Origin of the sequence: Vibrio sp. 070316B (assembly GCF_013114115.1) — a bacterium.
GTDB classification, from domain to species: Bacteria; Pseudomonadota; Gammaproteobacteria; order Enterobacterales; family Vibrionaceae; genus Vibrio; species Vibrio chagasii_B.
In genome coordinates, this window is the sequence record NZ_VTYC01000020.1 from 56,680 (window position 1) to 82,308 (window position 25,629).

At 44.4% G+C, this 25,629-nt stretch carries 24 protein-coding genes and 1 pseudogene; 13 read left to right on the forward strand and 12 right to left on the reverse strand.

Annotation, left to right across the window (positions count from 1 at the left end; all coding sequences use genetic code 11):
- Positions 1-30 precede the first annotated feature (30 nt).
- The 5 genes from glpD to F0251_RS15515 form a co-directional block, all read right to left on the reverse strand.
- A complete protein-coding gene (gene glpD, locus F0251_RS15495; RefSeq protein WP_171731302.1) occupies positions 31-1,590 on the reverse strand; it encodes a glycerol-3-phosphate dehydrogenase in 1,560 nt (519 codons plus the stop codon).
- 288 nt (positions 1,591-1,878) lie between these two features.
- Positions 1,879-2,673, reverse strand: coding sequence for a DeoR/GlpR family transcriptional regulator (locus tag F0251_RS15500; RefSeq protein WP_061032073.1), 795 nt, complete (start codon positions 2,671-2,673; stop codon positions 1,879-1,881).
- Positions 2,674-2,933: 260 nt separating this feature from the next.
- Positions 2,934-4,454, reverse strand: coding sequence for a glycerol kinase GlpK (gene glpK / locus F0251_RS15505; protein WP_061032074.1), 1,521 nt, complete (start codon positions 4,452-4,454; stop codon positions 2,934-2,936).
- A gap of 58 nt (positions 4,455-4,512) precedes the next feature.
- Positions 4,513-5,367, reverse strand: a complete 855-nt coding sequence (locus F0251_RS15510) for an MIP/aquaporin family protein (protein WP_008215950.1) — start codon at positions 5,365-5,367, stop codon at positions 4,513-4,515.
- A 450-nt stretch (positions 5,368-5,817) separates the two neighbouring features.
- The gene (locus F0251_RS15515; RefSeq protein WP_061032075.1) at positions 5,818-6,249 is read right to left on the reverse strand and encodes a PACE efflux transporter; all 432 of its coding nucleotides are present in this window, start codon (positions 6,247-6,249) and stop codon (positions 5,818-5,820) included.
- A 111-nt stretch (positions 6,250-6,360) separates the two neighbouring features.
- On the opposite strand from F0251_RS15515, the gene F0251_RS15520 reads away from it, so the two are divergent.
- The gene (locus tag F0251_RS15520; RefSeq protein ID WP_171731303.1) at positions 6,361-7,248 is read left to right on the forward strand and encodes a LysR family transcriptional regulator; all 888 of its coding nucleotides are present in this window, start codon (positions 6,361-6,363) and stop codon (positions 7,246-7,248) included.
- Positions 7,249-7,341: 93 nt separating this feature from the next.
- On the opposite strand, the gene arsB is transcribed toward F0251_RS15520, so the two are convergent.
- Both arsB and F0251_RS15530 read right to left on the reverse strand, forming a co-directional pair.
- Positions 7,342-8,397, reverse strand: a complete 1,056-nt coding sequence (arsB, locus tag F0251_RS15525; RefSeq protein ID WP_105058504.1) for an ACR3 family arsenite efflux transporter — start codon at positions 8,395-8,397, stop codon at positions 7,342-7,344.
- A gap of 109 nt (positions 8,398-8,506) precedes the next feature.
- Positions 8,507-8,848 (reverse strand): helix-turn-helix transcriptional regulator, encoded by a 342-nt coding sequence (locus F0251_RS15530; protein WP_061032078.1) that lies wholly within the window; start codon positions 8,846-8,848, stop codon positions 8,507-8,509.
- Positions 8,849-9,332: 484 nt separating this feature from the next.
- Here F0251_RS15530 and F0251_RS15535 point away from each other — a divergent pair, with 484 nt between their 5' ends.
- The 3 genes from F0251_RS15535 (at position 9,333) to F0251_RS15545 (ending at position 12,201) form a co-directional block, all read left to right on the forward strand.
- On the forward strand, positions 9,333-10,130 hold the full coding sequence (locus tag F0251_RS15535; protein WP_171731304.1) for a Cof-type HAD-IIB family hydrolase: 798 nt from the start codon (positions 9,333-9,335) through the stop codon (positions 10,128-10,130).
- A 180-nt stretch (positions 10,131-10,310) separates the two neighbouring features.
- On the forward strand, positions 10,311-10,958 hold the full coding sequence (locus F0251_RS15540; RefSeq protein WP_105058502.1) for a DsbA family oxidoreductase: 648 nt from the start codon (positions 10,311-10,313) through the stop codon (positions 10,956-10,958).
- Positions 10,959-10,992: 34 nt separating this feature from the next.
- Positions 10,993-12,201 carry a winged helix-turn-helix domain-containing protein gene (locus F0251_RS15545; protein ID WP_171731305.1) on the forward strand — a complete coding sequence of 403 codons (1,209 nt, stop codon included), beginning with the start codon at positions 10,993-10,995 and terminating at the stop codon, positions 12,199-12,201.
- 43 nt (positions 12,202-12,244) lie between these two features.
- On the opposite strand, the gene F0251_RS15550 is transcribed toward F0251_RS15545, so the two are convergent.
- Positions 12,245-13,183, reverse strand: coding sequence for a LysR substrate-binding domain-containing protein (locus tag F0251_RS15550; RefSeq protein ID WP_061032081.1), 939 nt, complete (start codon positions 13,181-13,183; stop codon positions 12,245-12,247).
- A 106-nt stretch (positions 13,184-13,289) separates the two neighbouring features.
- Here F0251_RS15550 and F0251_RS15555 point away from each other — a divergent pair, with 106 nt between their 5' ends.
- The 4 genes from F0251_RS15555 to F0251_RS15570 all read left to right on the forward strand — a co-directional run bounded on the left by F0251_RS15555 (position 13,290) and on the right by F0251_RS15570 (position 17,732).
- Positions 13,290-13,604: a putative quinol monooxygenase gene (locus F0251_RS15555; protein WP_171731306.1), complete on the forward strand. Its 315-nt coding sequence runs from the start codon at positions 13,290-13,292 to the stop codon at positions 13,602-13,604.
- 3 nt (positions 13,605-13,607) lie between these two features.
- Positions 13,608-14,582: a Gfo/Idh/MocA family protein gene (locus F0251_RS15560; RefSeq protein WP_171731307.1), complete on the forward strand. Its 975-nt coding sequence runs from the start codon at positions 13,608-13,610 to the stop codon at positions 14,580-14,582.
- 199 nt (positions 14,583-14,781) lie between these two features.
- Positions 14,782-15,120 carry a Fis family transcriptional regulator gene (locus F0251_RS15565; RefSeq protein ID WP_171731308.1) on the forward strand — a complete coding sequence of 113 codons (339 nt, stop codon included), beginning with the start codon at positions 14,782-14,784 and terminating at the stop codon, positions 15,118-15,120.
- Positions 15,121-15,500: 380 nt separating this feature from the next.
- A complete protein-coding gene (locus tag F0251_RS15570) occupies positions 15,501-17,732 on the forward strand; it encodes a hypothetical protein (RefSeq protein ID WP_171731309.1) in 2,232 nt (743 codons plus the stop codon).
- 72 nt (positions 17,733-17,804) lie between these two features.
- Here the strand turns inward: F0251_RS15570 and F0251_RS15575 are convergent, their stop codons facing one another.
- From F0251_RS15575 to ulaR, 4 genes are all read right to left on the reverse strand, one after another.
- Positions 17,805-18,266 (reverse strand): hypothetical protein, encoded by a 462-nt coding sequence (locus F0251_RS15575; protein ID WP_061032086.1) that lies wholly within the window; start codon positions 18,264-18,266, stop codon positions 17,805-17,807.
- A gap of 204 nt (positions 18,267-18,470) precedes the next feature.
- Positions 18,471-18,713 (reverse strand): hypothetical protein, encoded by a 243-nt coding sequence (locus F0251_RS15580; protein WP_061032087.1) that lies wholly within the window; start codon positions 18,711-18,713, stop codon positions 18,471-18,473.
- Between the two features lie 66 nt (positions 18,714-18,779).
- The gene (gene ulaG / locus F0251_RS15585; protein WP_008215922.1) at positions 18,780-19,847 is read right to left on the reverse strand and encodes an L-ascorbate 6-phosphate lactonase; all 1,068 of its coding nucleotides are present in this window, start codon (positions 19,845-19,847) and stop codon (positions 18,780-18,782) included.
- A gap of 122 nt (positions 19,848-19,969) precedes the next feature.
- Positions 19,970-20,725 (reverse strand): HTH-type transcriptional regulator UlaR, encoded by a 756-nt coding sequence (gene ulaR, locus F0251_RS15590; RefSeq protein ID WP_061032088.1) that lies wholly within the window; start codon positions 20,723-20,725, stop codon positions 19,970-19,972.
- 341 nt (positions 20,726-21,066) lie between these two features.
- Between ulaR and F0251_RS15595 the strand changes: the two are divergent.
- The 5 genes and pseudogenes from F0251_RS15595 (at position 21,067) to F0251_RS15615 (ending at position 25,627) form a co-directional block, all read left to right on the forward strand.
- Positions 21,067-22,885 (forward strand): annotated as a pseudogene (locus tag F0251_RS15595) (PTS ascorbate-specific subunit IIBC).
- Between the two features lie 72 nt (positions 22,886-22,957).
- Positions 22,958-23,425 (forward strand): PTS sugar transporter subunit IIA, encoded by a 468-nt coding sequence (locus F0251_RS15600; protein WP_171731310.1) that lies wholly within the window; start codon positions 22,958-22,960, stop codon positions 23,423-23,425.
- A gap of 9 nt (positions 23,426-23,434) precedes the next feature.
- Entirely contained in the window at positions 23,435-24,133 is a 699-nt protein-coding gene (locus tag F0251_RS15605) for an L-ribulose-5-phosphate 4-epimerase (protein ID WP_171731311.1), read from the forward strand.
- A 20-nt stretch (positions 24,134-24,153) separates the two neighbouring features.
- Entirely contained in the window at positions 24,154-24,975 is an 822-nt protein-coding gene (locus tag F0251_RS15610; RefSeq protein ID WP_171731312.1) for a pyridoxal phosphatase, read from the forward strand.
- 4 nt (positions 24,976-24,979) lie between these two features.
- Positions 24,980-25,627, forward strand: coding sequence for a 3-keto-L-gulonate-6-phosphate decarboxylase UlaD (locus tag F0251_RS15615; protein ID WP_171731313.1), 648 nt, complete (start codon positions 24,980-24,982; stop codon positions 25,625-25,627).
- Positions 25,628-25,629 lie beyond the last annotated feature (2 nt).

The following is a 25,629-nucleotide window of genomic DNA, read 5'->3' on the forward strand; positions in this document are numbered from 1 at the left end:
GTTGTTGAACTGTGCTTGTTGGCTGGTGGATTAGCTTACTTGAGAAAAGCTTACCACTTTACGTTGTAGCTTCTCTTTTAAGTAATCAGACAATGCTTGTTGCTCAGATTCGCTCATGTACAAGCCAAGCTTGGTTCTGCGCCATAAGATGTCTTCGTCTGTCATTGCCATCTCTTGGTTGATCAAGTAATCAATCTCAGCTTGGTAAACACCGTGTGCTTCGCTTGAGAACTGGATACCAAGGTCTGCCTCACATGTAGCGCCTTCAAGCAGGCCCCATGTGTAAGTACCAAATTGGGTCACGTAACGAAGTAGCAGTGCTTTTGATGCCCAAGGGTATTTCGTGTGCATCATTGCGGCAAGCTGTTCGCGGCTACAGCTGAAGTTGCCACCCGGTAGAGTGTCGTTAGCTGTCCAAGGTGCGCCCATGTGTTTAAGGTAAGGTTCTAGCTTGTTCAGTGCCGCTTCACCGAGTTTACGATAAGTCGTTAACTTGCCGCCAAAGATCGATAGCAGTGGTGCTTGATCCATTTCTGCATCCAGCTCCAGTGTGTAGTCACGAGTGATCGCTTGTGGCGAGTCAGATTCATCATCACAAAGCGGTCTTACGCCACTGTATGTCCACACTACATCGTCACGCTCTAGTTGCTTAACAAAATGCTGGTTAACGATATCAATCAAGTAATCAACTTCTACATCGTCGATAGCCACTTCGCGAGGATCGCCTTTGTATTCAAGGTCGGTGGTGCCGATGATCGAGAACTTATCTAGGTAAGGGATCATAAACACGATGCGGTTATCTTTGTTTTGTAGAATGTACGCTTGTGGTTCGTCATGAACACGCGGTACCACAATGTGTGAGCCTTTGATTAGGCGAATATTACGTGGTGAAGTTTGTTCTAATCCATCATCAAAGAACTGTTTCACCCAAGGGCCAGCTGCGTTGACCAATGCTTTTGCTTTGCGCTCGAAACGTTGGTTTGTCATCACATCAAGAATCGTTACGTGCCAAATGTCGCCTTCGCGGTGCGCTTTTTCAACTCGGCAGTAGTTGCGTACTTCTGCGTTGTTTTCTTTCGCCGCTAATACGTTCAGCAATACCATACGCGCATCATCTACCCAGCAGTCTGAGTATTCGAAACCTGTTTTCATTTCTGGCTTCAGTAAACCTGATTGAGCCAAGTTCACCGTTTTACTTCCAGGAAGCGTCGTACGTTTACCTAAGTTATCGTAAAGGAATAGGCCACAGCGGATCATCCAAGCCGGGCGTAAAAATGGTCGGTGCGGTAAACGGAAACGCATTGGTTGTGCAACATGAGGTGCTTTTCTCAGCAACACTTCACGCTCTGCAAGTGCTTCTGAAACTAAACGAAACTCATAATGTTCAAGGTAACGTAGGCCACCGTGGATTAGCTTTGAACTTGCAGAAGACGTCGCAGAGGCGAAATCATTTGCTTCATATAAACCAACGTTTAGACCACGACCAGCAGCATCTGCCGCGATACCCGCACCATTGATGCCGCCGCCAATAACGATTAAGTCTAGAGTTGAAGATGTACTATTGTTTGAATTAGTTTGTTGAGCACTCATGGTTTTGACCTCTTTCTGAGCGAACGAGCATTTTAGAACATAATTGAATCCTATATTAACTTTCGTTTGTGGTCATTTATTATTTTCGTTTATGCGCGTTTTATGTGATTTGCGCATAAAAAAACCTTCGCTTATGACAGCGAAGGTTCAAAATGACTCTTATTCGAGCATAGAAGTGAGACTGTTCATGTTCAAGTACGATTTTCTAAGTAACAAAAAAGCCCATTATCGATAAAGTGATCTATCAATAATGGGCTCTTTTAATGAACATGATTTCTGAGCGTTTTTTTATTCGTCCGACGCTAGTGGTTGAGAAGCGGTCTCGATAACTTCTAATGGAATGTCTGAATCTTTAAGGATGTTCAGAATCTCTTCTGGTGGTTGTTTATTGGTGAATACCATGTGTGCTTGAGAGATGTTACCCAGCTTAACCATTGCGTTGCGGCCAAACTTACTGTGGTCGACTGCTAGGAAGATGCTGCGGCTGTTTTCGATGATAGCTTGCTTCACTCGAACTTCATGGTAGTCAAAATCAAGCAGTGAGCCGTCAAAGTCGATGCCGCTGATCCCTAGAATGCCGAAATCGAGGCGGAACTGCTTCACGAAATCGAGTGTTGCTTCACCCACGATACCGCCATCACGGTTTCTTACCTCGCCACCCGCCAAGATAACCTTTATCTCTGGGTTTGGTAGCAGGATACTGGCAACGTTGATGTTGTTAGTCACGACTCTGAGTTGTTTGTGGTTCTTGTTCAGCGCGCGCGCCACCGATTCTGGCGTAGTGCCGATATCAACGAACAAGGTTGCGCCATCTGGAATGTGTTTTACCAGCTCGTCGGCAATCACATCTTTTTCATTGAAGTTAAGCGCTTTACGCGTGTTGTAAGAGGTGTTTTCTGAGCTAAGAGGAATGGTTGCACCACCGTGATAACGGCGGATTTTGTTGCTATCGGCCAGCTCATTGAGGTCTCGTCTGATGGTTTGTGGGCTAACATCGAATTTTTCAACGAGCTCTTCTGTGCTCACATATCCTTGTGTTTTTACCAGGTCTACAATCTGCTGGTGTCTTGGTATCTGCTTCACTTAACTTACCACTCCCTGCACGCTATGGGTTCTAGCGCGTTACAATCGAAAATATTAACTCGCGCTATTGTGCTCGAATTGATTCTTTGAGAGAAGTAATGATGGTAAGGAATTATGTCTAAACCGCAAAAACGTTGATCAAAACATGAAAAAAAGGCCCCAAACGCCAAAAAGAGCACAAAATAGTGCTCTTTTTAGTTTCGTTTACTGAGGAACGAACAATTCAATCGATAAGAGAGTGATTATTCGAACGCTCGATTTTACTCTTCGTCGTCATCGTGCAGTTCAGACCAAACTTGTGCACACTTGATAGCACGCTTCCAACCTTTGTAACGGCGGTTACGTTTTTCTTCATCGTGGTGTGGCAAGAACGTACGGTCTAGTACTGCTTTGTCTTGAAGCTCATCGATGCTGTCCCAGAAACCAACTGCTAGACCAGCAAGGTATGCTGCACCCAGAGCCGTTACTTCAGTTACTTCAGGACGGTGAACTTCGGTATCTAGCACGTCTGATTGGAATTGCATTAGGAAGTTGTTCGCTACTGCGCCGCCATCAACACGTAGGTTTGCTAGCTTGATGCCAGAGTCCGCTTGCATCGCATCCAATACGTCACGAGTTTGGTAAGCAATACCTTCCAGTGTTGCACGGATGATGTGGTTAGAGTTAACGCCACGTGTTAAGCCAACAATTGTACCGCGAGCGTAAGCATCCCAGTATGGTGCGCCTAGACCGGTAAATGCAGGAACAACGTAAACACCGTTTGACGTATCTACTTTAGTTGCGAAGTACTCAGAGTCTTCTGCGCCAGCCAGTAGCTTCATTTCATCACGTAGCCATTGGATAGATGCGCCACCCATGAATACCGCACCTTCAAGTGCATAAGCTGGTTCGCCCGAAGGACCACATGCTAATGTCGTCAATAGGCCGTTCTTCGATGTTACTTTCTCTTGGCCTGTGTTCATCAGTAGGAAACAGCCCGTGCCGTATGTGTTTTTCGCTTGACCAGCTTCAACACACATTTGACCGTAAAGCGCTGCTTGTTGGTCACCCGCAATACCAGCGATTGGAATACGAGTACCGCCTTTACCACCAAGGTTCGTTTGGCCGTAAACTTCAGAAGAGCGTTTCACTTCAGGCATCATTGATGCTGGAATACCCATCTCGTCTAGTAGCTTGCTGTCCCAGCATAGGTCGTTGATGTTAAACAACATAGTACGTGATGCGTTAGTGTAATCCGTAACGTGTACACGGCCTTGAGTCATCTTCCAAACCAACCAAGTATCAACCGTACCGAACAGTAGCTTACCTGCTTCAGCGTCTTCGCGAGCGCCTTCAACGTTGTCTAGAATCCATTTTACTTTTGTACCTGAGAAATACGGGTCAAGGACTAAACCTGTATTGTCACGCACGTAGTCTTCTAGGCCACGCTCTTTAAGTTCTTCACAAATTTCTGCAGTACGACGACATTGCCATACGATAGCGTTGTATACCGGCTTGCCTGTCTCTTTGTTCCAAACGATGGTGGTTTCACGTTGGTTAGTGATACCGATACCCGCTAGCTCGTCGCTGCGAATGCCTGCTTTAGCTAGAGCTTCAACCAATGTAGAGCTTTGAGTCGCCCAGATTTCCATTGGATCATGTTCAACCCAGCCAGCCTTTGGATAAATTTGAGTAAATTCTCGTTGAGAAGAGCTTACGATGTTTGCATCGTGATCGAGGATTACAGCGCGAGAGCTTGTAGTGCCTTGGTCTAGGGCAACAATGTATTTTTGCTCGGTCATGGTAAGAATCCTTTTTGTTCCGTTATTTATATTTTAGTAAATGTAAGGTCGCTTGGGGTTAAGCTTGAGCTTGTTCAGCTTCTTCTTCTGTTTCACATTGGTTTGGAATTGTGCAGCCATGGCCTTCCACTGGTAGGTGAGCACCAATAACACGTGGGTACAACCAGCCACCAAAACACGCACCAGCGATAGGAGCAAGAATTGGAACGATGAAGTAAGGAATATCACGAGCACCGGTTAATGCAAAATCCCAACCTGCAAAGTAAGCGAAAAGTTTTGGTCCGAAGTCACGTGCAGGGTTCATAGCAAAGCCAGTTAGTGGACCTAATGAGCCACCAATTACCGCGATAAGAATACCGATCAGTAGAGGGTTCATTGCGCCACGTGATGCGCCATTGTTCTCGTCGCCCAGTGCAAGAATGGCAAACATCAATACTGCAGTAATCACGAATTCCACCGCAAAAGCGCCGAAGAAAGAGAGTGAAGCATGTGGGTAAGTCGAGAAGATACCAGCAGTTGATAGTGCGTCTTGGCTGCTACGAACAAAGTTATGAGCAATTTCGTAATCTGTAAACAAGTTGCTGTATAGGCTGTAAACCAAAGCTGCAGAGCAGAAGGCACCAAGTAATTGAGAGATGATGTAAGGCACTACCTTCGCCTTATCAAATCCATGGAACATGGCTAATGCAATGGTTACTGCAGGGTTTATGTGTGCGCCAGAAACGCCAGCTGTGCAGTAAATCGCGATAGATACGCCGAAGCCCCAGATGATACTAACTTCCCATTGTCCGAATGTTGCACCTGTTAATACCAGTGCAGCCACACAGCCAACGCCAAAGAAGATGAGCAGGCCAGTACCGATAAATTCGGCGAGGCATTGCCCAAATAAAGAAGGTTGTTTGTTTGTTGTCATGTTCGAGTCCTTGTTATTTTTGCTTATCTAGCACGCGTATTGTGCATAAATTTGCGAACCCGAAAATAAACGAGCATTAAAAATGAGCGTTTGAGCATAAAATTGTTAATTAAACTGGCTTGAAATGTTAAACCGAACACTTTTGCTCGAAAAAGAAGCTTGTATGGACGCTATTGCGCGAATGTATGTCTTGGGAGGTCGCTAAAAGTACCTGTATGTAAGCAGATGCACAACTGGTACGAGGAGTTAATGACTGGATTTGTGATGCTGATTCGCGAGTGGTGGTTTATTAAACTTGGATCTTGTGGACCTATCCGGGGTCTCAAATGTTGGAAAAGCGTTAACAAACAAGGATGTACTTAAGCTATGACAAAAAATGCCAGATCCATACTGAATCTGGCAATTCGTTTTGTTTATCGCTCAGTGATGATATTTGAGCGAATCGGTGAATTAATTTAGAGCGTTAACTTTGCCTTGTGTAACAAAGTAGTCTCTTACTGAATCGTACGCCCAGTTAAATCCGATAGCGTAGAGTACAAAGAAAATGACTAGGCCGATGTCCATAATCAATACGGTTAGGAAATCCAGCTTCAACACCCACATCAAGACTGGTAGCGTCACTGTCATTAAACCAAGTTCAAACCCTAATCCGTGTAAAACTCGGGTTTTCTTCGTTCGTTTTGTTCTGTCTGCCCCGAAGATTTTGTCGTAGCCGTAGTTGTAGACGTAGTTCCAAGCCATTGCTATTAGCGACATCGCAAGTGCTAACCCCGCCATTTCCCCAGCTCCATTGCCAGTAATGTAGGTTGCTAGCCCCGCCATCATGATCAGTGCGAACACTTCAAATAGCACCATATGTAGAATTCGTTCTTTGTGTGACATGTATTTTCTCTTTCTGTTGAATCTATATTTGCTGTTTGAAAGGTATATTATCTTTAATTATGATTATAGAAAGATAGTAACTATCACCAATGGTGATAATAGGTTGGTGGTATGTATAACATTGAACAACTTAAAATGTTCGTTTACGCAGTAGAGCTGGGTTCTTTCTCAGCAAGTGCTCGTCATTTAGGTAAGGTGCAATCGGCGGTAAGCCAAGGCATCAACAATCTTGAAATAGATTTCAATGTGGAGTTATTTGATCGTTCGACTCGCAAACCTTCGCTGACGAAAGAAGGTGAACAGCTCTTTAAACAAGTGAAAGCAATCGTCCTTCAGGTTGAAGATCTCAATGCTTCCGTTAGTGCGATAGGAACGGGCGAAGAAGGGCTTATTAAAATCGCATTAGATGACTCCTTATTGGTCCCCAACCTATCCAGAATCCTAAGTGAATTCAGCCAACTTTTCCCTGCAACTGAAGTTGAGTTGATCGCTTGTACCACAACAGAAGTGAATCCCTTCGTAGTTGAAGAGAAGGCAGACCTTGGTTTGATGTTCACCAACTTGGCTTTTGATGTCGGTTCTGAACCTTGCTTTATTGGGCATCTGCCGTTTGTTGCTGTTTGTCACCCAAGCCACAAGCTAGCCAAAACGGGTGTAGCGAAATTGTCGGATTTACTGCCACATCGTCAGCTCATGCTGAGGGGCGACAAAGGTAAGATGATGGATCAGTTTCCACTTATAGCGGGCAAGGTATGGTGGTCGAACAGCTTTATCGTTATCAAAGAAATGATCCTCGGTAGTGATGTCGGTTGGGCGTACTTACCTAAACACCTTGTTGAAGAAGAGTTAAGTAAACAGCGTTTGATAGAGGTGAACGTCTCATTTGACCATAAAACGTGGTCGCCTCCGGTTGATTTGGTTTTATCGAAAACACGCTCTAAAGGGCCAGCATTGCTATGGCTTGAACAAGCATTGAAAGGCCTATTAGACGAAACATAAGCTGGATGAGACTTAAATTGGATTAATCTGGATAGAGAAAAGGCTCACAAATTACTTTGTGAGCCTTTCTGTTTTAAGCGATACGCGATTTTTTTAGTTCGCAGATTTCACTGTTAGACCGTTGTAGTACTTGTCTTTCATCTTAAGTGCCACGTTCACTAGGTAAATCAGTACAGGTACTTCAATCAGTGGACCGATAACGCCTGCAAACGCTTGATCTGAGTTGATACCGAATACAGAGATTGCTACGGCAATCGCTAATTCAAAGTTGTTACCTGTTGCTGTAAATGCAATTGATGCGTTCTTGTCGTATTCAATGCCCATCTTCTTACCAATGAAGAAACTGATGAAGAACATCGCAGTGAAGTAGATTGTCAGTGGAACAGCAATCAACAATACGTCCATTGGCAACTCAACAATCATCTCGCCTTTTAGGCTGAACATCAGAACGATCGTTGCCAGTAGAGCAATCAGTGTCATTGGAGAAATGCGCGGAATGAACACGTCGGTGTACCATTGCTCACCTTTCATCGACACAAGGATCTTACGGCTTAAGAAACCTGCTAAGAATGGGATACCTAGGTAGATAAGTACGCTGTGTGCAATATCGATCATTGAGATATCAACCAGCATGCCTTCGTAACCGAATACTGGAGGAAGAACGCTGATGAACAACCACGCCATAAAGCTGTAGCTAACCACTTGGAACGCACTATTCAGAGCAACCAATGCGGCACCGTATTCTTTGTTACCGCCACCGATGTCGTTCCAAACTAGAACCATTGCCACACAACGTGCAAGACCAATTAGAATCACGCCGACCATGTAACCAGGGTGGTCACCCAAGAATGTAAGCGCTAATACGAACATTAGGATAGGGCCAACCAACCAGTTCATAATCAAAGAGAGCTTGATGGCTTTCTTATCTTTTACCACAGTGCCCAATAGACTGTAGTTAACCTTAGCCAAAGGTGGGTACATCATTAAGATAAGGCCAATCGCGAGTGGAATGTTGGTGGTGCCAACAGACATTGAATCGTTCCACTGTTCGATCTGTGGGAATAGGGTACCTAGCAGTACACCAAGGCCCATGGCGATGAAGATCCATAGTGTTAAGTAGCGATCTAGAAAACCTAACTTTGGTTTCATGGTAATCTCTCTTTTTTGATATCGTAAATCGTCGAAAGACGATTGATTGTGGCAAAAAAACACGCTTAAAAGTAAAGGCTATCAAAGCCGATCCCTCAAGCGTGAACTTCTATTTTAGAATGCTGTTAAATACCGATTCGAAGCGTTGAATATTGTCGCGGTCGATGCGGTAACACATCTTCGGCGGGATAGACTCAGCAGTGATAAAACCAGAGCTTTTCAATATTCTTAAGTGTTCTGATACCGTTGATTGAGCCAAACCCAATTCACTTACCAGATCACTGTTTAAGCAGCCGCCCGACTTTTCCAATGCAGACAAGATACTAAGTATGCGAATTCTCGCTGGATGCGCGAGTGCTTTTGCTAACACTGCCATTTCTTTTTCTGCTTCAGCATTACTCGGCGGAAGAGGTAGAGAACAGCTTTCTGTTGCTTGGCATGTTGCAGTCATACTTAGGTAGCTCACTTAATTCTAATCGTTAAAAGACGATTAATAGTAAGCCTATTTTTTTTGTCGGTCAATGCGAATTTTAAAAGTTGCCTTAAATGGGCCGACGCAGCTTGTCGTATTGACGTAGCTTGATACCCGATTTGCTATCGATTTTAAACCTTATGGTACATAAGCAATATCTAAGATTTAAGCAAAGAAACTCACCGAAAAGCATTGCATTCACTGGCTACTATAGCGATATAATCGAACGCAGAACCGTTACCCAAGATAACGAAAAATCATAATCTACTATTTAATTTTTATACCAATCACAGTAAGTAAATGATCAGAAATAGCGCAGGAAAAAGACTTGAGAACAAGGCGGAATTTTTTGGTAAGTAGTTATTCTACAATCAAAAATTCTAACGCAGTTATCGAGTATTTTAACCAGCTACGATGAACAGTTATTTACTACGATTGGTATTACTTATAGGTAAGCTCTGAAATGCCACAACAGAACATCAAATTTATCGCTGCTGATATGGACGGCACTCTACTTAATGAACACGGAAAGTTAGACCCTGAATTCTTTAACCTCTATGAGCGACTAGAAGCTCAAGACATTATTTTTGCTGCGGCATCGGGTCGCCAGTATTACAGCTTGATGGAAACCTTTGCTCCTATTAAAGATCGTATGATGTTTGTTGCTGAAAACGGCACATTGGTGATGCACAAAGGCCAAGAGCTATACAGCTGCTTGCTTGATACTGATGCCATCAAAGACATCATCAAAGAAGCGCGTGCTATCGAAGGTGCCCATGTGGTGCTGTGTGGTAAAAAGTCAGCATACATCGAAACCAAAGACGAACGTGCTCTAGCGGAGATCTCTAAGTACTACCATCGCCGCGAGCAAGTAGAAGACCTTTTGGCGGTTGAAGACAAGTTTATCAAGGTTGCTATTTGCCACTTTGACGGCTCGCAAGAGAAAGTAAACCCAAGCATCAACGCTAAGTTTGGTGAAAATTACCAAGTGGTTGTAAGCGCGAAAATTTGGTTGGATGTGATGAATGCTGAGGCTTCAAAAGGGGCGGCAATTAAGCATCTACAAAACACATTAGGTTTCACTTACGAACAGACCATGAGCTTTGGTGACTACCTAAATGATTACGAGATGCTTAAAGAGAGCTACCACTCATATGCGATGGAAAATGCACATCCAAAACTGAAAGAGATTGCTCGTTTTGGTGCGCCAAGTAATGTTGATGCAGGCGTATTCCAAGTGTTAGAGAAACTTCTCGCATAACGTTCGAAATCCTTTTTAGATTTTTATCAAAGCCGACTCACTAACATGAGTCGGCTTTTTTGTTCGCTACTGGTGCATTGAGTTAAATTTGAACGAGTGTTCAGTTTATTGTAGTCTGATCAGAAATATGGGTATCCATTTCGAATTGGATACGCCCTAGCAACGATATTTGGAATGACGATGAGCAAGAAACTTCAACTCGATATTATTTCTGACGTAATGTGCCCTTGGTGCGTTGTCGGCTACAAAAACCTAGAGCAAGCCTTATCAGAACTTGGCTTAGAACAACAAATTGAACTTGAATGGCAGCCGTTTGAGCTGAATCCAGATATGCCACAAGAGGGTGAAAACCTGCGTGAGCATATCATGAGAAAATACGGCTCTAGTGCGGAAGAGAGCCAACGTTCACGTGAGCAACTGGCAGCTCGTGGCAAAGCGGTTGGGTTTGATTTCAATTTCTATGACAGCATGAGAATGGTGAATTCACGTCACCTACATGTGCTGCTTGATTTTGCTCTCGCGCACGGTAAACAGACTGAGTTAAAGCTACGCTTCTTTACTGCGCACTTTTCAGAGAAAAAAGATCTGTCTGATCTTGAAGTGATTGCACAAGAACTTGAAGCGGTTGGTTTGGATTCAACGAAGGCACTGAAACGCCTAAAGAACATCGACAACTTAAAGCAAATAGAAGCGCAAGAGTTTGAATGGCAACGCATGGGCATCTCAGCTGTTCCTACTGTGGTATTCAACCGCAAAAGTGCAGTCACTGGCGCACAGACGGTCGAAACGTATAAGCAAATCCTTCAAGAGCTTATGGCCGAATCATAAGCCGATCATTGGTATTAATTAGAGTCTGAATTTCATGGAATCACTTTCACTCGCACAAGCACAAAAAATGGTATTGCTTTCACAAAAATTGCCACCTAAGAAGCAACCCCCAAAGAAGCAAAGTAGTGGGGGCGCTTTGGCGAACACGCTGTCTGCGATTGAAAACCTTGGCTATGTGCAAATTGATACCATTTCGGTGATTCAGCGAGCCCACCATCATACGTTGTGGAATCGCAATCAGGGCTACCAATTGAACCATCTGGATAAGCTGTTAGAGCGTCGAGAGGTGTTTGAATATTGGTCGCATGCCGCTGCGTATTTACCTATGCGTGACTTCCGCTTCAGCCTACATCGCAAGAATGGCTTTGCGAGCGGTAAGCTCAAGCATTGGTATAAAAAGGATGACGCACTGATGGCTCATGTTCTCAAACGTATTGAGAATGAAGGGCCGTTGATGGCGAAAGACTTTGAAGGGGATCGACCAAACCCCGGAGGTTGGGGCGGTAAACCGGCTAAGCAAGCTTTAGAAACCTTGTTCATGCAAGGCGATTTAATGGTGCCAAGCCGAGTTAATTTTCATAAGGTGTATGACCTAACCGAGCGAGTTCTACCGAGCGGAATTGATACCTCTGAGCCGACAGAACAAGAGTACATCGAGCATCTGATCACGCGTTATTTAGAAGCGAACGGTGTGGGAATCGCATCTGAGATGAGCTATCTCCTTAAGAACACCAAACCACTGATTCAGAAAACACTCCAGCAGATGCTTGAAGACAAACAAGTCGTGAAGGTGGATGTTCAAGGCTCTGACTATTATGTGTTGCCTAATGCGTTTGAGCTTCTGAATCAGTCTCTTTCTCGAACTAAGTTAAAGATATTGTCTCCGTTCGATAATCTGTTGATTCAACGTAAGCGAATGCAATCACTGTTTAACTTTGATTACCTTCTTGAGTGTTATGTTCCTGAAGCCCAGCGCCAGTTTGGTTACTTTAGTTTACCGATTCTGTGGCAAGGTAAGCTGGTGGCGCGAATGGATTGTAAGGTTGACAGGAAGACCCGTTTACTCAACATTCGCAACTTAGTTGTTGAAGACAGAGTTAAAACTCATGAGTCATTGATTCACGCTTTATGCGAAGAACTAAAGCACTTCATGGTGTTTAACCAATGTGATGAGGTGGTCGTCCATAACACCACGCCTTCCGACCTTGGCAAGCGCTTGATGAGTCATTGGCAAATGGTTTAACGTTTATCGCTGCTTAAAAGCCCTAGTTACATAAACCATCTCGTTATTCAGCAAGCTCGGCTAATAAAAACTCGACAAAGGTTCTGTTCTTCAACGACAGTTGCTTGGTTTTGTAGAGCAAGTGAATCGGCTTGGGTAACGGCGCCATGCCGGGTAGGATTTCCAACAGAGCACCACGCTCAATCTCTTCTGAGACTAAGATAGTCGGCTGTAACAACACGCCCACGCCTTGTAGGGCTGCATATCGTAACACATCCCCATTATTCGACATCAAACGCACTTGCCCTTTATTCACCGCGCTATGCGTTGCTTGGTGGTTCTGAGAGGCTAGGAGTTGCGCTTCATTGTTTTGCGTACTCCGCGTTTGTGCATCTCGACCACTCACATCACGACGACTGCTATAACTGAATCCAAGTGATGGGTGTCGCGCGAGATCTTCTAATACACGAATCTCTGCATGTTGGTTTAGGTATGCAGGAGCTGCGCAGTAACACATCTCGTAATCCCCTAAATATCTGGCGACTAAACTCGAGTCAGACAGGTCACCAATTCGCACAATTAAATCAATATCCGAAGAGTAGGGATCAACAAGATCGTTGTTCAGTACGAGCTCGACATTAATCGTCGGATTATTGGCAAGGAACTTCGCCACTATCGGGGCAAGCACCTTGTTCCCATAGGTCACTGGGCAGTTTATTTTGACCGTGCCTTGAGGCTGGTTTTCTAAGGTTTGAATTAGATTTTCAGCATTGCTGATGTCTTCCAGAATTCGTTTACATTCTCGATAGTAGAGCTGCCCTGAATCGGTTAAAGACTGCTTGCGTGTGGTGCGATGAATCAGTTGAGAGTTGAGGCTCGATTCAAGATGATGGACATGTTTACTGATCATGGTCGCCGACAGGTTGAAGTGGTTGGCGGCGCTGCGAAAGCTGCCCTGTTCCACTACGTAAACGAAGACTTTCATGCTGGTTAACTTATCCATTAAACACTCTTGGTTGATAAATAATAAACAAAAGGTGAGTTTATCAATTATTAGGGGTTAATTATATTAATGGCAAATCGATAATTAACTAAAATAAGAGCGTGAAATGCCTCAAACGAACGAAACCATCTTTGTTACTGCCGAACTTAAGATTAAAACCAATATTGAACGTGAGGCTGCGGTTGAAGCCATCGAACAGTTTTGCCTAGATATGCAGAGCGAATCGGGCTGCCTACAAGCAATAGCAACCTATGACGAAAACCAAAGCGATCGCGTGATCCTGCTTGAGCAATACGCTAACCGTGAAGCCATTAACCAGCACTTTGGTATGCCTCACACCCAAGCGTTTATTGAGCGTGACATTACCGAATTAGTTCAAGCGTTCGAAACGCAGCTAGAATCAAAAGAGCAGGAGAAGTAAGCCATGAAATGGGGAATCCTAGGAACCAGCTTTATCTCAGGCGTTATGGCGGATGCGATTAAAGGCGATACTCTAAGTGAACTGTATGCCGTTGCAGGACGCACAGAGAAAACACTCAATGAGTTTGCAGCGCAGTACCAACCAACACGAACCTTCAACAGCTATGAAGCCTTGATTGAAGATGAGTCGGTCGACATTATCTACATCGCGCTACCTAACCACGTCCACCACGAATACGTGATTAAAGCCGCTCAAAAAGGCAAAGCTATTCTGTGTGAAAAATCGTTATCGGTTGATATGGAAAAAACCGAACAAGCACTACAAGCGGTGAAAGAAGCGGGCGTATTTTTCGCAGAAGGTTTGATGTACTTAAACCACCCGCTTATCGTCAAGCTTCATCAAGAATTAGCTACTGGTGAGATTGGTGAAGTACGCTCTATTCAAGGTTCATACGTTGCTGCGATTGACCAGTTTGTGAATCCAGAAAGTAAAGGTGCACTGTACAACTTAGGTTGTTATCCAATGTCGCTGATTCACTCTGTCGCGCAGCACCAGTTTGGTGAGAGTGTGTTTGATGACGTTAAGATCGCGGCAATCGGCCGACGTGGTCAAGATGGTAACATCTGCGAATCATCGGCGATGATGCGCTTCAACGACCACTTCACTGCGCAAATCCATACTGCAGAAGACCACGGCTTAAAGCATGGTTTTACGATTTTAGGCAGCAAAGGTTGCATCACTCTCGACACCAACCCATGGTTACCGACTGAAGAGAATACATTCACGGTTGAGATCTATGAAACATCGAAACGTGAAGTGAAAGTCGAAGCGCAAGGTGACGGCTTCCATTATCAAGTGCGCAATATCCGAAAAGCGGTTGAGCAAGGCGACACACAACTTGCAGCACCTATGGCGACTCATCAAGACTCTCGCGTAATCATGAAGTTACTGACTGATTGGGAACAAGCGGCGAGCTAGTTTCTTTGTCAAACCCTGTACACGCCTCATACTTGGTAGCTTCGTAAGCTATCAAGCATGAGGTGTTTCTCTAATCCCTCTCGCCCATTATCCTCAATAAATACTTTGCATTTGAAACAGCCACAGTGTCCAATATCGGTTAAGACAATATTGACTTAAAAACCTTATTTTTTAAGGTGTTAAATAGGATGCCTGCTTCATGCGTAAATCAGATAAGAAGATCGAAAATCAAATCAGAGATGTGCTAACTGACGTTTGTGAAGACACGCTAAAAGGCTTCGATGGTTTTTTGTGGGTGACTCACTCGGTCAACTTCTCTTCATTTCCGCAAAGTTTGAAAATCGTCTGTGTATTCGATACCAATCAAGATAGAACGAATTTCTTAGAGGTTGGTGGTCAACAGCAGGTGGCTTCCGTTATTCAAAGCGCATTCAATCAGGTTGGGATTAAGCTGAAGAGCATTGATAAGCACCTAAGCTTCGATACACAAGAAAATTGCGACCGTGACCACCAAGGTAAGTGGAATTTAAGGCTGTAATTCTCCCCCCTGAACCATCTTGATATTTGATCAACGGTACCGGATTTTGGTGGTGTTGCTTTGGAAACACCACAATCTCTTTCTATCCAAAATTCTCATTTTGAGAATAATTGCCCCCTCAATTTTCACTATCTGTGAAACTTCCCTTACGAGAAAAATTAAGATTATAAGTTTTGAGTTTTCCTTGTAACGCGCTGAGTTTGAATATCTATTTATATAGGCTACTGGCAGGTAACTGGCTTTCAGGCGGAGCACCCTTGATCAATACTTATATCTAACCAATACTTTTTCTTATTTTGATTCCTAAATTGACACGTAAGTTGGCTGACTTTTCGTCTCGTTATATGAGTTACGACAGTATCGATTAGGAAGTTTTGATAATGAAAACCTACAATCTCTGGGTACTAGCGCTCATACCATCATACTTGGTTGCTAGTCACTCATTTGCCGTTGGTACAGCGGTAGTATTACCTGGGCAACATGAGCCCGGCACTGCTCTCGACGGCTCTCCTTTGTCTGCGGATGATGTTATCGATTGGGAGATCGCTAACAGCGACATTGTATTCGGCGCTTATTCAGACATCACTGACAACCAGCACGCTACAACAATTGGTTATATGTATAACCAAGCGATGGCGGTGAATTCTGGTTGGTTGGAGAACGATCTGCGTAATCAAGCCGAGTTGGATGGCATTAATTTCGAAGACTATTTCCTTCATTTCTCGGAAGATACGGTCATTGCTGAAGTTGATAAAACGCACGGTGAAAACACGCTTTTAAACCGAAAACCCGTAATTGTCGGGTACACAGCCAGTGAAGACCATGCGGGTTTTTGGCTTTACCAACAACCACCGTGGGATGCAGATGTATTTGAGAGTTTCGAAAGCGGTGGAGCGCTTTATATCTACCATGCTGAGCCGTTTGATCGTTTAACCTTCAAGTTTTCTCAGTTTGCTGCAGGTGGCGAGTTTTGGATTGAATACCCAGCAGCCGTTGATTCTCATGGGTTGGTATCGCAGTGGCAAACACTAGAGATCAAGAAAGATAGAACCCTCAATATGACCAAAAACCAGTTTGTGATTTGGAACCCACCAAGTGATTGGGTGAGAGCATCGACACACGATGGCAGTGGTGCAAGCTATGGTGGTGGGCAGTATTTTGGTTCAACCTTTGTAAGAGATGGCGGGCGCTTTTATGTTGTTAGGGTTCGTTGGCAGGGGGATAACCCACAAGACCGCCCGCGTTTGAAAGACGTGACGCTGAAAAACAGTTTTCCGACGGTGAAACTGACCGATGCACCAATAGTCACGCCAGATGGAAGTCTTATCAGCCAATGGCGAAAGATCCGTGGTTTTGATGTCGCTGCAGACCTCAATGGTGATAACTACTTGTCACAAAGCGAGTACCGCAAGCGCACAAACAAAAATGCTACCGCTCGCTTTCGCTGGGAATCGAGAGTCATTCCATTTGGTCGAATGTGGAGTGCAAATTCCTCTTGGGCGTTAACGAATATGGATAGTTTGGACTACCTATCGGCAATACAGGGCTATTACCAACAAAGTTGGGGCGAACAAGGTCTCAATGGTGCTTACAACGATGATACCAATAAGCTGATCGGCTCTAATCAATTCTTTGTTTACTCTGGTGGGCATGTCCAGGAGCTTGGTGCGGTCGCTGGCTCAAGTGAAGCGGATACAATCTATAAATTGCAATTTTCAGAGTTCCTGAAAAATCTATCATTGTTGGATAGTGCTGCGTTGATTGGATTGAATATAGGAACGGCAAATTTGCTAGGAAGAAATGGTCAATCTCACTTACGAGAAGCCGGGTCTCTATACCTCAGAGAGCATTATATTTTCCCTTCTACCGGTTTTAGTGGCTACTCAGGAATATCAAAACATTGGGATAACTCTGCACTCGCTTATGCTGAACAGGGCGTTATTTTTCAGGCAACTACGCGCTATGGACGAGTTCATCATTACGGGAATAGTGAACAAAACTGGAAGCAAGATCAGTACTCTGCTTTAGCGATTTACCATTTGAGGCGCCACCCTCACTATAGCTATTTTAACCAATGGAATAACGGCTATGTATATGGCAGTGGCAATACCACATCAGATAACTTTTGGCGGAGTGGTATACCTAAGAATTTGGCGTATCAGCCAAGCTCGCTGTTAGCTATTGAGTTAGGTGAGCCAGCGAACCACATTCCACAAAGCTTTGACGCGATCCCTCTAATGCTCTCGACAAGTACGCCTGTGCCGGCTGATTACACTATAGTCGGTGATACATCGATGAACGAAATGGTACACCAAGACTTACCCGACGGAATGACACACGTATTGCCGACATTTACCTATTTTATCTACCAATCTGAAGAGCAAGTGGTCGCTGGTGGACCTGAAGATATGGTGTTAGCGAGAGAGTTTGATCATGGGCGAGTGCTGTATCGCACTGACTTCCACGGTAAGAGCGCAAGCTTTTATGAGATAGAGAAACTGACGATTACATTGGATGTTCCGATGAAGCCAGTCGATGCAGATGGCAATATTGGTGAATATGTTAATCAGATAGAAATTGGCGGGTATGAAGGGTTGTTTCTACTTTATTAGCGTGAAACTCGAGGTGCTTTCAGTTGTTTGTCGGGCTTCTATTTTGGAAGCCCACTCTTTGCCAAGATTGAATTAGGCCCTTGAAATCAGCTTGTTGTTTTTACACTGTTTGAACTCTTTGGCTAGCCATGACTTTTCATTCAAGCCATTGTCAATTAAGGCAAATAGGTAACCATCAACCTTGCTTGAAGCGGCTGGGTATTCTTGAAATACGTGCTTGGGATATCCCGGGTAATTCGTTTCATATTTGCTGTCTAGTCGCTTGCCTTGCTCTCGCCATTTAACGAATAGTTCTGAAGAAGAGGTTGGTTTTTTGTATTGACCTAGAATCCGTTGGTGATGAACCAATGCTACTTTAGCGCAGTGGTTAGTTTGAACGACTTTCTGTATTAACTCAGCTTGTGTTTCGCTCATTGTTTTCGCTAGTGCGTTTTCTTGCTCGATGCGCTCTATTCGCTCACCGAAGGTTTCAGCGTGCGTAGAAAAGATAACAGAAATGGGTAAAACCAATGCCAAAAGGCGCTTGCAGAACATAACCTAACTCATTGAATGGATTCGTGACTATTATGCCGTTGAGTAACAATATTATTAACGAATAAACACGCTTAATTGTAAGAATTATTTTTATCGAGTGGATTAATAAATGCTTATTCCTTTAGGCTATTCGTCACCTGAATGTTTTAGCTGTTTATCGGGTAAGTATTACTTCTCAGCTTGCATGAGAGATTAACGCACTGATTATAAATGTTGAATATCAATCTCTTGATAAGGGAAGCCAATGGCCTTGGCTGCATTTAGTAAGGCTTGCTGACTCTTAAACACTCTTGGTTGCATCTTTCTATCAGACTCAAGAAAACTGTTTACTCCCCATTTATGGCTTTTTACGAGTAGATAATAGCCATTGGTTCCTGGGGAAACCACTCCGATCGCAGCTTTCAAGTCTCCGCGGCCAAAGTGCTCTTTGAATTCACGTAACAACATACCAACTTCCTTATTTGAATATTAAAAAAGGGAGCAAAGTGCTCCCTTATTGAGTAAGGTTAATGGTTATAGGAATGCGCGGTAAGGCAGTTCTGGATCATTCTTGAAGATGTCAGCAAAGCCGCGGAAGTGCTGGTAGTGCATACGACCTTTGTCTGTTGGGTAAGTGTACTTACCACCCACTTGCCAGAAGAAAGGAGCGAAGCCGTATTGAAGACGCTCTTTCTTCATGTTCCATAGCATTTCGATTTCACGTGGGTCGTTTTGGAAGTTAGCCCAGATGTCATGGTGGAATGGAACCACCACTTCACAGTTTAGAGATTCAGCAGCACGAAGAATATCTGAAGACGTCATTTTATCAGTCACGCCACGTGGGTTTTCACCGTAAGAAAGCAATGCTACATCGATTTTGTGGTCGTTACCGTGCTTCGCGTAGTAGTTCGAGTAGTGAGAATCACCAGAGTGGTAAACAGAGCCGCCAGTTGTTTCTACCAAGTAGTTCACTGCGCGATCATCCATGCCATCCAGAATGTCTTTATCGATAGAAGATGTACCTTCTGGAAGAGTGACAAGCGCTGTACGGTCGAATGCGTCTAGAACCTTGATGTTTACGTCTTTGATGCGAATCTCGTCACCAACTTTAGCGATAACACAACGATCTTCTGGCACACCCCATTTCATCCATAAATCAACACACGCCTTAGGGCCAATGAATTTCACGTGATCGCCACAGTTTTGTAGAACTGCTGCTGCAACGTTGATATCGATGTGGTCGCCATGGTCATGTGATGCCATTACCGCATCAATTTCTTTAATCGCAAATGGGTCTAGCGGGAAGATAGCAGTACGTAGGTTTGGTTGAAGCGCTTCAACACCACCCATACGCATCATTTGGTGTTGGTTTTTCATTTTTTGAACCGCTTGTGTCTTCTTACCTGTACCACACCAGAAGTCCATTGATAGGTTTGCACCTTCTTCTGATTTTAACCAGATACCTGTACAGCCAAGCCACCACATAGAGAACGTGCCTGGTTCAACTACAGTTTGTTCAATCTCTTCATTTAACCATGTGCCCCACTCAGGGAATGTATTTAGGATCCAAGACTCGCGAGTGATTTCGTTTACATTGCTCATGATAATACCTTTTATTTCAATAATTTGATTAATTTTGGATGTAGGGAACCGAGCGCCTTAATTTGGACTAAGGCACTGAGCTGAAATTTATTATTATTTGAGGGCGGGTTAGCCCATAAGATTTACACTAAGATGACTTGCGTCCCTTGAGCTTCAATCTTTTTAACCACGTCTGGGTTGGCATCTTTACCGGTGATTACGATGTCAATTTGTTTAGCATCGCAAAACAGCATTCCGGTCCTTTGTCCAACTTTAGAGCTGTCTACCACAACGACTAACTTGTCGACTTGTTCTAACATCTGTTGCTCGGCAACCGCGGTTAGCATGTCGGCTTTATAGAGACCTGCATCAGTTAACCCTTTACCTGACGTAAACATCCAGTTCCCGGCATATCCACCCAATGAGTTTGGTGCTGGGTTTAAAAAGATGTTTTGTGCCTTGTTGTATTGGCCACCAATGATGATCACGTCGTCATGATCTTCGTTGATCAAGTAGCTGGCTAGTGGGAAATAGTTCGTTACGATCTGAACGTCTTCTCCACACAGTTGTTGACCCAAAAGGAAAGCGGTGGAACCACAGTTTATGACTACAGTGTCACCCGCCTGACAAAGCTCGGCCGCGGCATGCGCTATTTGAGCTTTCTCTTCATAAAACTCAGTACTGTTGATATTGAGCGGTGACCACTTTCTCTTTTGGTTTTCTATTCTTTCGGCGCCATTTCGTACTTTTCGAAGTCTACCTAGCTCATCTAATTTTGCGATATCACGTCTAGCTGTCGCCGGTGAAACACTAAAATTATCAATAATATGAGAGACATTAATCGTCTGCATTTCTTCTAGTAACGACAGGATGCCGTTGTGTCTTTGCACTTCGTTCATATTTATCACTCTATTTGTCGTTGTGACAACTTGATGATTACTTTTGATTTGTTTTGATTCTAATAATCACATTTGTGATTGTCAAATCCTTGCTGTTGTAAAACAAGACTTTAATCACAAGTTTTTATAAGTTGTTGTTTTTGTTGATTTTTATGTTTTTGGGTGTGATCCAATGCCCAATTAACCACATTCTAATGGTGGATAATTGATATAAATCAAAGTAATCACAAGTGAGCATTGAATGATTACTTTTGATTGTTAAAGTCTATCTCGTGAGCAAAACAAGACATCACTGAATCCTACAAATCATTAAAAATACAAATTATATCAGGGGTAAAGATATGGAGTTCTTATACGATATCTTCTATATTTTTTATAGTCAGGTTATGACCAAAGCACCTTTGCTGCTTGGTATCGTAACTTGTCTCGGTTACATCCTTCTCAAACGTGACGCAACAACCGTTATCTCCGGTTCAATCAAAACCATTGTTGGCTTTATGATTGTTCAAGTGGGTGCGGGAACGCTGGTAGCAGGTTTTAAACCTGTTATTGAAAAGATGAGTGAAATTCATGGACTGACAGGCTCGGTAATCGACCCTTACACCATCCATGATGGCCACCATGGAAACCATGGGCGACAATTACTCTTGGGTTGGGTACGCAGTCCTTATGGCACTGGGCATCAACATTCTATTGGTTGCCTTCCGCAGAATTACGGGTATCCGCACCATCATGCTTACGGGACACATCATGTTCCAACAAGCTGGCTTGATTGCTGTTTTCTACTTCGTGCTTGGCGCGGGTATGTGGGAAACCATCATCTACTCTGCAATTTTGATGGCTCTATACTGGGGCATCTCTTCCAATATCATGTTCAAGCCTACACAAGAGGTGACAGGCGGAGCAGGCTTCTCTATTGGTCACCAACAGCAGTTTGCATCTTGGGTTGCAACGAAAGTTGCTCCGAAGTTGGGTGACAAGAACGACAGTGTAGACCATATCAACCTACCGAAATGGTTACACATCTTCCACGATAGTATTGCTGCGACAACTTTAGTCATGACGGCATTCTTCGGCATCATTCTTCTCTCTTTCGGTCTTGATAACCTTCAAGAGATGGCGGGTGGTACACACTGGCTGATCTACATCTTCGAAACGGGCCTGAAATTCGCGGTAGCGATTCAAGTTATCGTAACCGGTGTACGTATGTTCGTTGCCGAGCTTTCTGAAGCGTTCAACGGTATTTCTCAACGTCTAATCCCGAATGCGGTTCTTGCGATTGACTGTGCGGCTATCTACGCATACTCACCAAACGCAATGGTGTTCGGTTTCCTTTGGGGTGCAGTGGGTCAATTCACAGCAGTATTGGCGATGTTGGCTTTCGATGCGCCAATCATGATCATTCCTGGCTTCATTCCAATGTTCTTCTCTAACGCAACGATTGGTGTGTTCGCTAACCACTTCGGTGGCTGGAAAGCGGTGATGAAGATCTGTTTCGTGATGGGCATTATCGAGGTGGTTGGTTCAGCTTGGGCTATTCACATCTTCGCGCAATCAGGTACTGAGTTTAACGGCTGGATGGGCATGGCTGACTGGGCTCTCGTGTTCCCACCAATCATGCAAGGTATCTCTAGCTCTAGCATGTTCTTCTTTGTTGTTGTCGCACTAGCGGGTGTTTACATGTACTTCGCATCTAAGGCACTTCGTGCTGAAGAAGATGGCGAAGCGCAACAAGCGCAAACCATGACAGCAGTAACACCAGAAGGCGTAGAAGTTGAGGTTGAAGCGCCTAATTCTCAAGCGCCAGTAAAATCTCAAGCGGTGGCTGAGGCTCCACAAGCGAGCAGCGCCACTGAACAGAAACCAGTACGAGTTCTCGTGTGTTGTGGCTCTGGTCAAGGCTCATCAATGATGTGTTCTAAGAAGATTAAAGAGTTCTTAGATAAGAAAGGCGTACCAGCAACTACATTCAACAGTGCAATCACAGACTACAAATCACACTTAGGTTCATTCGACATCATCGTTACTTCGGTTGCGTTGGCTGAAAAGATTACCAACCTACCGGAAGGTAAACAGCAGCTAGCAGTGAAGAACATGATCATGGTGAAAACCTTTGGTGATGAGCTGATTTCACTTATCGAAAACAACTTCCATAAATAATTGAACTAGCCCAGCGGCAAAGCGGCTGGGCTAATAAAAATACTAATAACAAATTACTAAGTGAGCGAAACAATGAACTTGAAAGAATCTCTGATTACCAACAACTCAATCCAACTTAATGCAAAAGCAAACGACTGGCAGTCGGCTATCAAAATCGGTACTGATGCACTAGTTAAAGCAGGTGTGGCTGAAGAGCGTTACTACGATGCGATCATCAAAGCGATTTCGGCTGAAGGCCCTTACATCTGTATTCACGATGCATTTGCTCTACCACACTGCCGCCCAGAAGATGGCGTGATCAAAACAGGCTTTGCATTAACAGTCTTAGAAACCCCAATTCTTTTTGATGATGTAGACGAGCCAGTCGATGTGTTGATCACCTTGGCAGGTAAAGATTCAGAAGAGCACATCGAAGGCACGATGCAGGTCGCGAACCTAATCGAGTTTGATGAAGATTTCTCAAAACTACGTGCATGTAAAACACCGCAAGATGTGGCGAACCTGATTGATATGGCACTCGCACAAGCTGAAGCGGCTTAAGGAGTCGATATGTCCAAATATAGCCAATTGAAACAACGTGTTTTAGAAGCGAACTTGCAGCTTCCTAAGTACGGCTTAGTGACCTTTACCTGGGGCAATGTTTCTGAGTTTGACCGTGAAAATGGCGTGATAGCGATTAAACCTTCAGGTGTTGAATACAGTGACATGACGGCTGAAGACATGGTGGTAGTGGATTTAGAGGGCAACATCATTGAAGGCAAGCTGAATCCTTCAAGTGATACTGCTACTCACCTGGAGCTCTACAAAGCGTTCCCAGACATCGGCGGCATTGTTCATACCCACTCTCGCAGTGCAACGATTTGGGCGCAGGCGGGCATTGATATTCCAGCTCTCGGTACGACACACGCTGACTATTTCTATGGTGATATTCCGTGTACTCGCAAGCTCTCGAACAGCGAAATTGCTGATCAATATGAGAAGAACACTGGCTTGGTGATCATCGAAGAGTTTATCCAGCGTCGTATCGACCCGATGGCAGTACCGAGTGTGATTGTGGCGGGGCATGCGCCTTTCTCTTGGGGCAAAGATGCCAAAGACGCCGTACATAACGCTGTGGTGTTAGAGGAAGTGTCGGCAATGGCATTGGCTACACGCTCGCTGAACAGCGGCATCAAGATTCAGCCAGAGTTATCAGACAAACATTACCTACGTAAGCACGGTGAAAATGCTTACTACGGGCAGCAATAAGCGCGACGTGAGGAGAGGCGATGTATCAAGTATTGGCGTTAGACCTTGATGGAACCGTGTTGACCGATGATCACACCATCCATCCTGAAGTGAAAAAAGCGATCCAAGAGGCCAAGCAACATTGCCATGTGATGATCGTGACCGGTAGGCATCACACCGCAGCAAGGCCTTATTACTATGAGTTAGGGCTAGACACTCCAATCATCTGCTGCAACGGAACTTACGTGTATGACTACCAAACCGAGACCGTTTTAACTCAGAACGCAATTGAACATCAGCATGCTCTGACGTTCATCGACCTAGCACAGGAACACAAACTGAAGATGGTGATGTATATCACCGATGCGATGACCTACTCCAACTACAACCCATTCGCCTACATGTTGGCGTTGGAAGAGTGGGCTGAGCAAGCACCAGAGCACCACAAGCCAAATATCTATCGCGTGGATTCATTCTCCGAAACGGCGAAGAACACCGAGTTTGTGTGGAAGTTTGTGGTGGAAGGGGAGCAAGAGTCGGTTGATCGCTTGATGCAAACGCCTTGGGTCAAAGACCACTTTAACGGCGAACGTTCGTGGTCGAACCGAATCGACTTTGCTGCGAAGGGAAATAGTAAAGGCCTACGCCTTGCTGAATACGTGAATGAACTGGGTTTTAAGCCCTCCCAAGTGATTGCCATTGGTGACAATCACAACGACATATCAATGCTTCAATACGCAGGCTTAGGCGTAGCGATGTTTAATGCTGACGACACCGTCAAATCGAACGCTCAAGCCGTGTGCAAAACAGACAACAATCAAGATGGCCTTGCTCATCTAATACGTGAACAAATTAAAGGATAAAACCATGACTAAACCAATGATTCAAATTGCCCTAGACCAAACGAACCTACCTGCTGCTATTGAAGTCGCGAACAACGTAGAGAGCTACGTAGACGTGATAGAAGTGGGGACTATCCTTGCGTTCGCTGAAGGCATGAAGGCGGTTTCGACACTGCGTAAAAACCACCCTGACCATATCTTAGTGTGTGACATGAAAACCACAGATGGCGGGGCGATTCTGGCTCGTATCGCATTTGAAGCAGGTGCTGACTGGATCACGGTTTCAGCAGCAGCGCACATTGCAACCATTGATGCATGTAAGAAAGTCGCTGATGAGTTCAATGGTGAAATTCAAATCGAGATCTACGGTAACTGGACTATGGAAGATGCTCAAGCTTGGGTTGACCTAGGTATTACACAAGCGATCTACCACCGTTCTCGTGATGCTGAGTTGGCGGGCGTGGGCTGGACAGAAGCAGACTTAGTGAAGATGCGTGCTTTGTCTGAGCTGGGCATCGAGCTTTCTATCACAGGTGGCATCGTCCCAGAAGATTTGTACCTATTTGAAGGCATTAAAGCGAAAACCTTCATTGCTGGCCGCGCGTTGGCGGGTGAAAAAGGCCAAGAAACCGCTGAAGCACTGAAAGAACAAATTAACCGCTACTGGAACTAGGA